11 protein-coding genes are annotated in these 13,846 nt (G+C 41.2%); 10 read left to right on the top strand and 1 reads right to left on the bottom strand.

Translation table 11 applies throughout. The features are described 5' to 3' along the window. Window positions 1-103 precede the first annotated feature (103 nt). Window positions 104-2,554 carry an endopeptidase La gene (lon, locus tag D0S24_RS16485; protein WP_117020927.1) on the top strand — a complete coding sequence of 817 codons (2,451 nt, stop codon included), beginning with the start codon at window positions 104-106 and terminating at the stop codon, window positions 2,552-2,554. A 623-nt stretch (window positions 2,555-3,177) separates the two neighbouring features. After that, window positions 3,178-3,870, top strand: a complete 693-nt coding sequence (cmk, locus tag D0S24_RS16480) for a (d)CMP kinase (protein WP_117020926.1) — start codon at window positions 3,178-3,180, stop codon at window positions 3,868-3,870. A 355-nt stretch (window positions 3,871-4,225) separates the two neighbouring features. Here cmk and D0S24_RS16475 read toward each other — a convergent pair whose 3' ends face one another. Continuing rightward, on the bottom strand, window positions 4,226-4,603 hold the full coding sequence (locus tag D0S24_RS16475; protein WP_117020925.1) for a LysM peptidoglycan-binding domain-containing protein: 378 nt from the start codon (window positions 4,601-4,603) through the stop codon (window positions 4,226-4,228). A 262-nt stretch (window positions 4,604-4,865) separates the two neighbouring features. On the opposite strand from D0S24_RS16475, the gene rpsA reads away from it, so the two are divergent. The 8 genes from rpsA (at window position 4,866) to ppk1 (ending at window position 13,726) form a co-directional block, all read left to right on the top strand. Then, complete coding sequence (rpsA, locus tag D0S24_RS16470; protein ID WP_117020924.1) at window positions 4,866-6,707, top strand: 30S ribosomal protein S1; 1,842 nt, start codon at window positions 4,866-4,868, stop codon at window positions 6,705-6,707. Window positions 6,708-7,166: 459 nt separating this feature from the next. After that, the gene (gene pyrR / locus D0S24_RS16465; RefSeq protein WP_117020923.1) at window positions 7,167-7,706 is read left to right on the top strand and encodes a bifunctional pyr operon transcriptional regulator/uracil phosphoribosyltransferase PyrR; all 540 of its coding nucleotides are present in this window, start codon (window positions 7,167-7,169) and stop codon (window positions 7,704-7,706) included. Window positions 7,707-7,708: 2 nt separating this feature from the next. Continuing rightward, window positions 7,709-8,635, top strand: a complete 927-nt coding sequence (locus tag D0S24_RS16460) for an aspartate carbamoyltransferase catalytic subunit (protein WP_117020922.1) — start codon at window positions 7,709-7,711, stop codon at window positions 8,633-8,635. A 7-nt stretch (window positions 8,636-8,642) separates the two neighbouring features. Beyond that, window positions 8,643-8,975, top strand: coding sequence for a ribonuclease Z (locus D0S24_RS16455; protein ID WP_117020921.1), 333 nt, complete (start codon window positions 8,643-8,645; stop codon window positions 8,973-8,975). 126 nt (window positions 8,976-9,101) lie between these two features. Next, on the top strand, window positions 9,102-10,007 hold the full coding sequence (locus tag D0S24_RS16450; RefSeq protein WP_117020920.1) for a ribonuclease Z: 906 nt from the start codon (window positions 9,102-9,104) through the stop codon (window positions 10,005-10,007). A gap of 222 nt (window positions 10,008-10,229) precedes the next feature. After that, entirely contained in the window at window positions 10,230-10,877 is a 648-nt protein-coding gene (gene pdxH / locus D0S24_RS16445) for a pyridoxamine 5'-phosphate oxidase (protein WP_117020919.1), read from the top strand. Window positions 10,878-11,162: 285 nt separating this feature from the next. After that, on the top strand, window positions 11,163-11,651 hold the full coding sequence (locus tag D0S24_RS16440) for a histidine phosphatase family protein (protein WP_117020918.1): 489 nt from the start codon (window positions 11,163-11,165) through the stop codon (window positions 11,649-11,651). Further along, the gene (ppk1, locus tag D0S24_RS16435) at window positions 11,648-13,726 is read left to right on the top strand and encodes a polyphosphate kinase 1 (RefSeq protein ID WP_117020917.1); all 2,079 of its coding nucleotides are present in this window, start codon (window positions 11,648-11,650) and stop codon (window positions 13,724-13,726) included. The genes D0S24_RS16440 and ppk1 overlap by 4 nt, the downstream gene beginning before the upstream one ends. The last annotated feature ends 120 nt before the right edge of the window (window positions 13,727-13,846 follow it).

The following is a 13,846-nucleotide window of genomic DNA, read 5'->3' as shown; positions in this document are numbered from 1 at the left end:
TAGAATCCTGAACCTCCTGATTATTATGGGGAAAGAAGGTATATAAGGATTGAATATAAATTTTATTTCTGTTGTTGAATGACAGAATGACCGAAATTAGAATATGGCTAAAACAAAAAACATACAATTTGACACTATGTCATTGCACGGGATTGATGAGGAAGCGGAGTTAATACCTTTGATGACACCTGAGGATGAGGAGGAAATCAATAATGAAAAGTTGCCCGAAACCTTGGCTATATTGCCATTGCGCAATACAGTGCTGTTTCCAGGGGTAGTGATTCCCATAACAGCGGGAAGGGATAAATCCATTAAGCTGATAAAGGATGCCAATAACGGATCAAAGGTAATCGGTGTTGTGGCCCAAAAGGATGAGGAAACAGAAAATCCCGGAGTAAAGGATATCAATACATTGGGAACAGTGGCAAGAATTTTAAGGGTGTTGCAAATGCCCGATGGGAATACCACTGTGATCATTCAGGGCAAAAAACGGTTTGAAGTGGCAGAAGTGCTTACCGAAAAGCCTTATATCACCGCTACCGTTAGGGAAACGACCGAAGTTAGACCGGCACGTGAGGATCAGGAATTCAGGGCAATAATAGATACTATAAAGGAATTGTCCTTACAGATCATTAGGGACAATCCCAATATTCCCAGTGAGGCATCTTTTGCCATTAAGAATATACAGAGCGATTCTTTTTTGATAAATTTTGTCTCCTCCAATCTCAACTTGAACGTAAAGGACAAGCAGGAACTATTGGAGATCGGCAATTTACAGGACCGTGCCCTGGCCACCCTTAAATATATGAACATTGAGCTTCAGAAGCTGGAACTGAAAAACGACATTCAGTCCAAGGTGCGAAGTGATATGGACCAGCAGCAAAGGGAGTACTACCTTCATCAGCAAATGAAAACGATCCAGGAAGAACTGGGCGGACTTTCCTACGAGGAAGAAGTTGATGAGATGCGGTTAAGGGCCAAAAAGAAGAAGTGGGACAAAGCCGTATCCGAGCATTTTGAAAAGGAATTGGCCAAAATGCAGCGGATGAATCCGCAGGTTGCGGAATATTCCATTCAACGCAATTATTTGGACCTGTTTTTGGACCTACCGTGGAACGAATATTCCAAGGACAAGTTCGATTTAAAAAGGGCCCAAAAAATATTGGATAGGGACCATTATGGACTGGAAGATGTTAAAAGGAGGATCATAGAATATTTGGCGGTGCTAAAATTGCGGAATGATATGAAATCGCCCATCTTATGTCTTTACGGGCCTCCGGGAGTGGGTAAAACCTCCTTGGGAAAATCCGTGGCAGAGGCATTGGGAAGGGAATATGTGCGGATTTCACTCGGCGGTCTCAGGGACGAGGCCGAGATTCGCGGGCACCGTAAAACCTATATAGGGGCCATGCCGGGCAGAATTGTCCAAAGTTTAAAAAAGGCCGGTAAATCCAATCCTGTTTTTATTTTGGATGAAATTGATAAAATGTCCAATAGTTATCAAGGTGATCCTTCCTCGGCCATGTTGGAAGTTTTGGATCCGGAACAGAACAATGAGTTTCATGATAATTTTTTGGAAATGGGGTACGACCTGTCCAGAGTAATGTTCATTGCCACGGCCAATAGCCTATCGGAAATCCAGCCGGCCCTTAGGGATAGAATGGAAATTATACATGTAACCGGATATACCATAGAGGAAAAGGTGGAGATTGCCAAGCGGCATTTATTGCCAAAGCAGTTGAAAGAGCATGGTCTGGGTGCAAGCCATTTGAAAATTGGCAGGCCTCAATTGGAAAAAATCGTAGAGGGCTATACCAGGGAATCCGGGGTCAGGACCTTGGAAAAACAAATAGCCAAAATGGTACGGCATGCCGCAAAATCCATTGCAATGGATGAGGAGTACAACAATAAGGTTACCTCCGAAGATGTGGAAAAGGTTTTGGGACCTGCGCGAATGGAAAGGGATAAATACGAGAACAATGATGTGGCAGGGGTGGTCACCGGATTGGCCTGGACCAGTGTGGGGGGCGATATTTTATTTATCGAGTCCATTTTATCCAAGGGAAAAGGGAATCTCACCATTACCGGTAACTTGGGTACTGTGATGAAGGAATCTGCCACCATAGCCATGGAGTACATTAAATCCAATTCGGATAGGTATGGTATAGATCCAGAGGTCTTTGATAAATACAATGTGCATATTCACGTTCCGGAAGGGGCTACTCCAAAGGACGGACCCAGTGCGGGGATTACCATGTTGACCTCCTTGGTTTCCTTGTTTACACAGAAAAAGATAAAAAAGAGCCTGGCCATGACGGGAGAAATTACCTTAAGGGGTAAAGTGCTCCCTGTGGGAGGAATTAAAGAGAAGATTTTGGCTGCGAAGCGGGCAAAAATTAAGGAGATCATACTTTGTGGGGACAACAGGAAGGATATTTTGGAAATCAAGGAAGATTATTTAAAGGGCCTTACCTTTCATTATGTGACAGACATGCAGGAGGTAATAGATATAGCCATTACCAAGGAACCTGTTAAAAATCCTAAACAGCTTTAAAGAGATTTTTTAATCAATAAAAAATACCCCGGGAGCCTCTGCCCGCCCTTTTCCGGTCGGATGGGCCTCGGGAGTAGCCTTATAGGTAGCCACGATGTACGGTATTGGATTAATTTATTTTTCTCTTATCTTAGTTTTTAGTTCTTGTATTTTGGTTCTTGTATCTTGGTTCTTGTTGGCAGTGGCCTTGTTTCCAATACCTCCTACGCTCTGCGGCGAGGCAGTTTATTTGAATACATCAAAAGTACCATTTGGGCGATAAGTAACGTGAGTTCGATTGATATTTAATCGTTAATGGGTTGTTTGTGATAATATTGTCCGGTAGCGGAGTCCGAGACCTCAATTTTAAGGTATACTATCAAAAACCTCTCGACTGCGTTCGAGGGGGCGGAAACATTAATTTGTAAAATGTATAATCAACTATTTGAATTTCATTCTATGTCGAACTCGCGTTAAGTGGGTACTTTTGCTTTTTAGGGGAAGCTATAGGCTGTTGGTAAGGGTTCGATAGCCTTGGGATGTTGGCTTGGGAATCCATATTTGGGTACTTATCCTAGTAAAAATTTTAATATTTAAGCTTGCCGATACCTTGTGATTGGGCAATTCTTGTTATTTTTAAACCTATGGGAAAGATTACGATTGCCATTGATGGGTATTCCTCTACGGGGAAAAGCACTATCGCCAAGCAGTTGGCCAAGGCATTGGACTATGTTTATGTAGATACCGGGGCCATGTACAGGGCGGTAACACTTTTTGCTATGCAGGAAGGTTTTATTGGTGGGGATAAAGACGATCTGGAAGGACTGGTCCATGCCCTTTCCAAAGTGGAGCTTAAGTTTGTCTACAATAAATCCCTCGGGTTTTCCGAAATGTATCTGAACGGGGAGAACGTGGAGCAACAGATCAGGACCTTGGCCGTATCCCAACAAGTGAGTAAGGTGGCCACCATTGAGAAAGTGAGGTTGAAATTGGTGGGGATGCAAAAGGAAATGGGAAAGAAGAAAGGGGTAGTAATGGACGGTAGGGATATAGGGACCGTGGTCTTTCCCAATGCCGAATTTAAAATTTTTATGACCGCTTCCCCAGAAACCAGGGCATTTAGAAGGTATAAGGAGCTTTTGGACAAGGGGGAGGAGGTGTCTTATAAAGAAGTGTTGAAGAATGTTCAGACCCGGGACTATATTGATTCCCACCGCGAATTTTCACCCTTGAAAAAAGCGGATGATGCCATAGAATTTGATAATAGTGATATGGGTCTTAAGGAACAATTGGAACGCATATATAATTTTGCCCTCCGCAAAATTGAAGGAAATTGAAAATGCTATTTAAAACAATAGGCAGTAAGCAATAGGCAATTGGCAGTGGGAATCGTTTTTTTTTTTTTGCTTATGGCATACCACTTACTGACAACTAATCATCCATTCCTTTCCAAAACTCCTATCTTTACCGGTATGTACTTTTAGTGCATAGGAGTGGTTTATTGGATTCCGTAAATATCAATTTGGGCGCAGTAAGTAAGTATACGACCCAATTGGGTTAAACCTGACTCCGCCCAAATTTAATCTAAAGACTCTCCGACCCTTGAGGGCCTACCTGTTCGTTAGACAGGGTTTCCGATCCGCCCGGTGCCGTTCGGACGGGTAAGGTAAACTAAAAAAATCATAAAATTTTTTAGTTGGGGATGACCAAAACTTGGTCCGGGTGAATAACATCCGGATTTTTTAGGATATTGGTATTTGCCTCAAATATTTTTTTGTATTTCATGGGATCGCCATAGTATTTTTTGGCAATCTTGCTAAGGGATTCCCCACTCTTTACCGTATGTCTATGGTAAACACTTTCATCGGCAACGGTAATATTGGCCTTGATGTCCGAAGGATTTTCTCCTCCCAGTTCCTTAATTTTGTCCCACAAAAGATTTTTCTCGTATTGGGTTGCGGCCTGCCCTTTTATTTTTAGAATCCCTGCTTCCTCACTTACATCGCCATCCTTTATTTTTAATTGCTCCCCAAGGGTCAGGACGGCCTGGTATTTTGCTTTAACACTCATAATTATATTTTTTAACGGTTAATATTTGTGGTCTCAAGATAGGGATTCTTGGCATAGTTTATATCGATTTTTATAAAATAGTCAAATAATTGTCATTCATCTCATTTTTAGGTTTGTAATACCATTTTTTAGTTGTATTTTTGCACTCCTTTTTTAGCAAAGCATCAAGAGGAAAAAGGGACGAAAAGAAAATCAATTTAACTTCTTCCGTGGTAATTGTGAGCTCTTGTAACTCCATGGAATACAAATCTATAATCAGCAAATGGCTGAAGAAAAAACAACGGTTGAGGTAGATGAAACTACCGAAGCTACACAAGAAACAAAAGTAGAAGCCCAGGCGCAGGATCCAAAAGAATTTTTGGAAAATTTTGATTGGGACAAGTACGAGCAAGGAATAGAGCGCGTTGATGATTCCAAATTAAAGGAGTTTGAAAACTTGGTCGCTGAAAACTTTGTAGATACTGCAGACGAAGAAGTAGTACAGGGAACAGTAGTGTACCTTACAGAACGTGAGGCCATTATTGATATCAATGCCAAATCCGAAGGGGTTATTTCCTTGAACGAATTCCGATACAATCCGGACCTAAAGGTTGGCGATAAGGTAGAGGTGTTGATCGATATCCGTGAGGATAAGAGCGGGCAGTTGGTGCTTTCCCACAGAAAGGCAAGAACCATTATGGCTTGGGACCGTGTAAATGCGGCCCATGACAAAGAGGAGATTGTTAGCGGTTTTGTGAAGTGCAGGACCAAAGGAGGTATGATCGTAGATGTTTTTGGCATCGAGGCGTTTTTGCCAGGCTCGCAAATAGATGTTAAGCCGATCCGTGATTACGACCAATATGTAAATAAAACTATGGAATTCAAAGTGGTCAAGATAAACCACGAATTCAAGAACGTAGTGGTTTCGCACAAGGCGTTGATCGAAGCCGATATCGAAGAACAGAAAAAAGAGATCATCGGGCAATTGGAAAAAGGACAGGTGCTTGAAGGTGTTGTTAAAAACATTACTTCTTACGGTGTCTTTATAGATCTTGGTGGGGTGGACGGATTGGTACATATTACCGATCTTTCATGGAGCAGGATCAACCATCCAAATGAAGTGGTGGAATTGGATCAGAAACTGAATGTTGTTATCCTTGATTTTGATGAGAACAAATCCAGGATCCAGTTAGGGCTTAAGCAATTGGAGAAACATCCTTGGGATGCGCTTAGCGAAGACATTAAAATAGGGGACAAAGTTAAAGGCAAGGTAGTGGTTATTGCCGACTACGGTGCATTCATAGAAGTTGCAGAAGGTGTTGAAGGATTGATCCACGTTTCTGAAATGTCCTGGTCTACACATTTACGTTCCGCACAGGATTTCGTAAAAGTTGGGGACGAGGTAGAAGCAGTGGTATTGACCTTGGATAGGGAAGACCGTAAAATGTCCTTAGGAATTAAGCAACTGACTCCGGATCCATGGACCGATATCACCAGCAAATACCCAGTAGGCTCCAAGCATAAGGGTATTGTTCGTAATTTCACCAACTTTGGTGTGTTTGTTGAATTGGAAGAAGGAATAGACGGGTTGATCTACATCTCCGATCTTTCTTGGACCAAGAAAATTAAGCATCCATCCGAATTTGTAACCGTAGGCGATACTTTGGAAGTGGAAGTATTGGAATTGGATGTTGAAGGTCGTAAACTAAGTTTGGGACACAAACAGACTACGGAAAATCCTTGGGACAAGTACGAAACCGAATTTGCATTGGATACGGTTCACAAAGGAACTATCGCCGAAATAGTGGATAAGGGTGCAACTATAGATTTTAACGAGGATATCGTAGCCTTCGTACCAACCCGTCATTTGGAAAAAGAGGATGGCAAGAAATTGGTAAAAGGAGAAGAGGCCGAGTTCAAGATCATTGAGTTCAATAAAGAATTCAAAAGGGTCGTTGCTAGCCATACCGCTATCTTTAGGGAAGAGGAACAGCGCAATGTAAAAGCTGCCGTTAAAAAAGCTGCGGCCTCTGCCGATGAAGCCAAGCCTACTATAGGTGATGCCAACGAAGCATTGCAAGCGTTGAAAGATAAAATGGAAGCCAACGACAAGAAAAAGAAGTAAGCTTTCAAATTATTTATATAAAGGAGCCCTGGCATTTGTCAGGGCTTTTTTATTGAGGGTGCACTTGGCAATGTATTAATGTATAAATGTACCAATTAGTTAATTTATCAATATAATAATACTCAATCCCCACCCATACACACCCCTAGCCTCCCGCAAAAAAAAAGGGGGACAGGCTCTCTCAAGAGGGAACACTTTGTACCTTTAATTAATGGAACAATGTGGTAATTAAATAATGTATTAATCTGGCAATGTACTAATTAGTTAATTTATCAATGTACAGAACTTGAAACCTGAAATCTTGAACCAGCCCCCTCCTGCCAACTGCCACTGCCTACTGACTCTTCAATCTTAATACTATGTACTGAATACTAAGTCAAACTTTAAACTCCGATACAATCCATAATATTAAATAGAAATCCCTATTTTTGTAGTTCAAAAGCATTGGCCAAATCATCTATGAGTCAAAAAGTATTACTTTCTTCCAAAGAAATAAATATTATCCTGCATCGCTTGGCCTGCCAATTATTAGAAAACCATCTCGATTTTAAGAATACCGTGTTAATAGGGATACAGCCTAGAGGGATATTTTTGGCCTCCCGCCTCGCCAAAATCCTTAAAGAGGATTATGGGATAAAAAAAATAGATCTGGGATTTTTGGACATCACATTTTATCGGGACGATTTTAGGAGGGGCGATAAGACTTTGGAAGCCAACAAGACCAAAATCGATTTTCTTGTAGAGGATAGGAAGGTGGTTTTTGTGGATGATGTGCTTTATACCGGGAGGAGTATAAGGGCGGCCCTAACGGCCATACAATCTTTTGGAAGGCCTTTGGAAATTGAATTGTTAACGCTTATCGACAGGCGCTTTAGCAGGCATTTACCCATACAGCCCAATTATAGGGGGAGGCAGGTAGATGCCATTAATGGAGAAAAAGTTAAGGTAATGTGGGAGGAAAATGATGGGGAGGACGTTATATATTTAGTAAAGACATAGGTATGGGCGAATTAAGTGTAAAACACTTGTTGGGAATCAAATATCTGAAGGAATCGGATATTCAGCTCATTTTTGAAACGGCAGACCATTTTAAGGAAGTGATCAACCGCTCTATCAAAAAAGTCCCTTCCCTACGCGATATCACCATAGCCAATATATTTTTTGAAAACAGTACCCGTACCCGACTTTCTTTTGAGTTAGCGGAAAAAAGGTTGTCCGCCGACGTAATTAATTTTTCCGCGGCACAATCTTCCGTAAAAAAAGGGGAGACCTTGATAGATACCGTAAACAATATCCTTTCCATGAAGGTAGATATGGTGGTTATGCGCCATCCCAACCCTGGAGCTGGAATATTCCTTTCCAAGCATGTTAAGGCGGCTATTGTCAATGCAGGGGATGGGGCCCATGAGCACCCTACCCAAGCCTTGTTGGATTCCTACTCCATTAGGGAAAAGTTAGGGGATGTGGCCGGTAAAAATGTGGTCATTGTGGGGGATATCCTTCATTCACGGGTGGCACTTTCCAATATTTTTGCCCTGCAATTGCAGGGGGCCAACGTAAAGGTTTGCGGACCTAAGACCCTAATGCCCAAGCATATAGAATCCTTGGGGGTTACCGTAGAGACCAATTTGCGCAAGGCATTGAACTGGTGCGATGTTGCCAATATGCTGCGTATTCAGAATGAGCGACTGGATATTAGCTATTTCCCTACCACAAGGGAGTACACCCAACAGTTTGGGGTCAATAAGGCCCTATTGAATAGTTTGGACAAGGAAATTGTAATTATGCACCCCGGTCCTATTAATCGCGGAGTGGAAATAACCAGTGATGTAGCGGATTCAAAACAATCCATTATATTGAACCAGGTAGAAAATGGGGTTGCCATCCGTATGGCAGTGATTTATTTGTTGGCGTCAAAAATTAAATAATAGGCCTATGATTTTGGATAAAGAGGGAAATGTAACCACGGTTCTTCAGGAAAATATCTCATTAAATAAGTTCTTGGACAATTTTAGGGAAATGTATCCTAAGATCAAGAACGATCATATTATTGTGAATCTTTTCTCATTTTCAAAACTGACCTCCAACGACGTTTTGGAATTTTTGGAACTCTCCGATACCCATCGAAAAACCAATAAATCCTTTGTTCTGGTAACTGGAAAAGTATCCTATGATGAGGTTCCGGATAGTATCTGTGTGGTACCTACCGTTCAGGAGGCCAAGGATATCATAGAGATGGAAGAGATTGAAAGGGAATTGGAACTTTAAGATTTTATAATTTATAAGGGATAGTGGAAGAAAGATTTTATTTAAAGTAATGGCCAGTTTATTTGTTGGCCTTTAAAGATTGTAGGGGGATAATCCTCCATTTTCCACTCTCAATATTTCATTGATATGAAACTAACCGTATTGGGTTGTTATGCCGCAACTCCAAGATCTTTGAACAATCCAACTTCACAAGTACTTGAGATTAAAAATCAATTGTTTTTAATAGATTGTGGTGAAGGCACACAGGTACAGTTGCGAAAGAGCAAAATAAAATTTTCCCGTATCAATCATATTTTAATATCGCATTTGCATGGTGATCATTTTTTTGGATTGCCGGGATTAATATCTACCTTTAGGCTATTGGGCAGGACCAACGAACTGCATATATATGGTCCAAAAGGAATCAAGGAGGCCATTACCCTATTTCTCAAATTGGGCGATTCCTGGACCAATTACCCACTTATCTTTCACGAATTGACCTCTATGGAGCCCGAAAAAATTTATGTGGATGACAAGGTGTCCATAACCACAATTCCCTTGGAACACAGGATTTACACCAATGGTTTTCTATTTAGGGAGCAGTGGGGCGAACGGAAATTAAATGTTAAGGCAGTTGCCAAATACAAAATAGACAAATGTTATTTTCAGAATATCAAGAACGGCAAAGACATTGTTTTGGATAATAATAGTGTTATTTCCAATACTGAATTGACATTTGATCCTCCCGCTCCCAAAAGTTATGCTTTTTGTAGTGATACGGCCTTTTCAACAAAAATAATTTCATGGATCCGAAATGTGGACGTGCTATATCATGAGGCCACCTTCTTGGATACCGAAAAAAAATTGGCCCCAAAAACAAAACATTCCACCGCCAAAGAGGCCGCTACCATAGCTAGGGAAGCCGATGTAGGATTGTTGATATTGGGACATTTTTCAACTAGATATCAATCCTTGGACCTTTTTAAGGAGGAAGCCATGACCATATTTCCAAAGGTGGAATTGGCGGACGACGGCAAGGAGTTTGATCTATAGCCCAAAGAGATCAAGATTATTTTGGTGCCTATGGAAGATGTATGGCATTAATGAAGTTTAGTCATAATTCCCTTAGGCACATAAAAGTTTTTGGATGGATTCTATATCGGTCTTCCCATGGTTTTCAGGGGTTAAAAAAATTGCACTTACTTTTCGTGATTCAGTTTGTTTTATGCAATTTTGTACAGTAATTTTTCACACTAACAATATCCAAGGGAACACATGCAAAAAGACCTAGGGAATTACAGGAAATCCTATGAAAAAAGCTCCCTTACGGAAGAGCTTGTTCCGGAGAACCCTATAGAGTTATTTCAAAAATGGTTCTTTGAGGTCGAGGCCTCCGACAGGGTGGATGAACCCAACGCCATGACGGTCTCTACCATTGGTTTGGACGGGTTTCCAAAGAACAGGGTGGTCTTGTTGAAAAAGTACACCTATGAAGGTTTTATTTTTTATACTAATTATGAAAGTGAAAAGGGGAGGGCCATTGACCAAAATCCCCATGTTTGCATATCTTTTTTTTGGCCCCATATGGAAAGACAGATAATTATTAAGGGAAGTGCGGAGAAAATAGCTGAAAATTTATCGGACGGTTATTTTGAATCCCGACCCTATGGCAGTAAACTGGGCGCCATAGTGTCCAAACAGAGCGAGGTGGTTCCCGATAGGGATTATTTGGAGGGGAAACTAAGGGATTTGGAGAGGGAATATGAAAATAAGGAGATAGAACGCCCCCGGTATTGGGGCGGGTATATAGTAAAGCCTATTTCCTTGGAATTCTGGCAGGGACGGCCCAATAGATTGCACGACAGGATACGCTATAGCTTACAGCCCAATTACGATTGGAAAATGGAAAGGTTGGCTCCGTAAGGCTTGGAGAGCCACTTGGATTTGAATAGGATGGTGTAGGCCATTTTACCGGCCTGTCCGCCCGTTCCGGTACGGACGGGAACGAAGAAGCAGGGCAGGCCTGACCGATTAAAAACAATGAACGGCAACAGATGAAACCGCCATATTTAATGTAATCCTTAAGCACAAATAGCAATGATTATTTAAATCATTAAACCCTTTCGAACCGGCACGCGCGGAGGTTGCACCCGCCAGAATGACTTTGTCGGGACTGGTGTGACCATTAAAAACGGTAAAAATAAATGTATGAAAACGGTAATATTGGTAAGGCACGGTAAATCCTCTTGGGAATATAATGTTTCGGACAGGGACAGACCCCTAATGGAGAGGGGTATAATGGATGTAAATAAGGTGGCTAAGCAGTTTTTGTCCAATATTGTACCTATTGACGCCGCTTATTCCAGTCCGGCCAACAGGGCTTTGCACACGGCTATGATTTTTTTGAGGGCCATAAGCTTTCCATTTACAAAATTTGGGCTGTCCAACGAACTTTATGATTTTTCAGGGGAAGAAGTACACCAATTTATAAAAGCATTGAACAATGATAAGGATACGGTTATTATTTTTGGACACAACGAAGCCTTTACGCATATTGCCAATTCCCTAGGAAACATGTATATTGACAATGTTCCCACTAGCGGGCTGGTACAATTAAAATTTGACACAAACGATTGGAGTGCCGTGACTAAAGGAACTACGGTACGGACACTTTTTCCAAAACAATTAAAAGAATGATCAAGAGTAAAAATCAATATATAAACAGAGAAATTAGTTGGTTAAGTTTTAATGAGAGGGTTTTACAGGAAAGTGCGGACAAGAATGTTCCATTGATAGAGCGACTCCGATTTTTAGGGATATTTTCCAATAATTTGGACGAGTTTTTTAAGGTAAGGTATGCCACCGTTAAAAGGATTTTAGAAGCCGGGAGAACGGGGAAAAGTGTTTTGGGCGGGGAAACGGCAAAGGATCTTCTGGAGGAAATTACAGAGATCGTAATTAAGCAACAGACCAAAAGCTTAAAAATTTTGAGCGATATCGAAAAGGAATTGGAAGCCCAGAATATTTTTTTGATCAACGAAAAAAAAATAACGGAGTCCCAATGTTCCTTTATTAAAAATTATTTCATCGAAAAGGTCAGCCCGGTCCTGATGACCATTATTTTGAACGATTTGGCCGGCTTCCCCATGCTGAAGGATACTGCGGCCTATCTGGCGGTAAAATTAATATTAAAGAAACAGCCCGGCGGCAAATCCAATGTCAAGGAAATACGATATGCACTTATCGAAATTCCGAAAGGCATTGATCGTTTTGTGGTTTTGCCAAAGGAGGGCGATAAGAATTATATCATTATCCTGGATGATCTTATCAGGTATTGTTTGGGAAGTATATTCAATATGTTCGACTATGAATCCATATCGGCACATATGATCAAAATTACCCGCGATGCCGAATTGGATATGGACAACGACCTGAGCAAGAGCTTTATCGAAAAAATTTCTTCCAGTGTGGAGCACCGGAAAATAAGTGATCCCGTACGTTTTGTGTACGACAAGGGCATTGGGAAGGATACCCTCGATTTCTTAAAGGAAAAAATGGATATTGAGGATACGGATAGTGTAATTCCCGGGGGTAGATATCACAATAGACGGGACTATATGGGCTTTCCCAGTCTGGGAAGAAATGATTTGATGTACGACAAGATCACTCCCCTTCCCGTAAAGGGAATTTCAATGGAGGGCAGCCTTTTTGAACGGATATCGGAAAAGGATTTCCTGCAATATACCCCCTATCAGACCTTTTCCTACATTATTAAATTTTTAAGGGAGGCCGCCCTTGATCCCAAAGTGAAAAATATCAAGATTACGGTTTATAGATTGGCGGATAACTCCCAAGTAGCGGCCTCCTTGATCAACGCCGTAAAAAATGGAAAACACGTTACGGTACAGATAGAATTGCAGGCCAGGTTCGACGAACAGGCCAATATTGAATATGCGGAACAGTTACAGGCAGAAGGGGTAAAACTCATATTCGGTGTCCGTGGCCTAAAGGTGCACAGTAAAATATGTTTGGTAGAGCGGGAGGAAGGTATGGAAATTAAGCGCTATGGGTTTATCAGTACTGGAAACTTTAATGAATCTACGGCCCGTATTTATACGGATTATACCCTTTTTACGGCACATGATGGGATATTGAAGGAATTGAACAAGGTTTTCGATTTCTTTGAGACTACCTATAAGATCAATAAATACAAGCATCTGGTAGTTTCTCCCCACTATACCAAAAATGTGTTCAAGAAGTTGATCGATAAGGAAATTCAAAATGCCAAGGCGGGCAAAGAGGCCTATATTAAGATAAAAATGAACAGCTTTACTTCCTATAAAATGGTAGATAAGCTTTATGAGGCAAGTAGGGCCGGGGTAAAAATTCAATTGATCATCAGGGGAATCTGCTGTTTGGTGCCAGGGGTTAAGGGGATGAGCGAGAACATAGAGGCCATTAGTATTGTGGATAAATTTTTGGAGCATCCAAGAGTCTTCATTTTTGGAAACGATGGCAATTCCAAGGTGTATATATCCTCGGCCGATTGGATGACGAGAAATCTGGATTATCGTGTTGAGGTAGGGGTTCCGATTTATGATACGGATATTAAACAGGAACTTTTGGATACTTTTGATATTTCTTGGAGGGACAACGTAAAGGCAAGGATGTTTTCGGAAAGGCACGATAATGCCTACAGAAAGAACAATAATCCGAAAGTGCGTTCACAGTTTGAGACCTATGATTATTACCTCAATAAATTGAATTCTTAGTAAAAGGTTTTTTCTACAAATAGGTAAATATGCGCTGCCATGGGACGGGCTATAAAACCCTGTACCATGTCACAGAATTAGGAATTTTATAGCAGAATAAGGATTTTAAAAATATTGTGC

Source organism: Arenibacter sp. P308M17, from assembly GCF_003426735.1.
In the GTDB taxonomy this organism is placed as follows: Bacteria; Bacteroidota; Bacteroidia; order Flavobacteriales; family Flavobacteriaceae; genus Arenibacter.
This window is presented reverse-complemented; position numbering and strand designations above follow the sequence as displayed.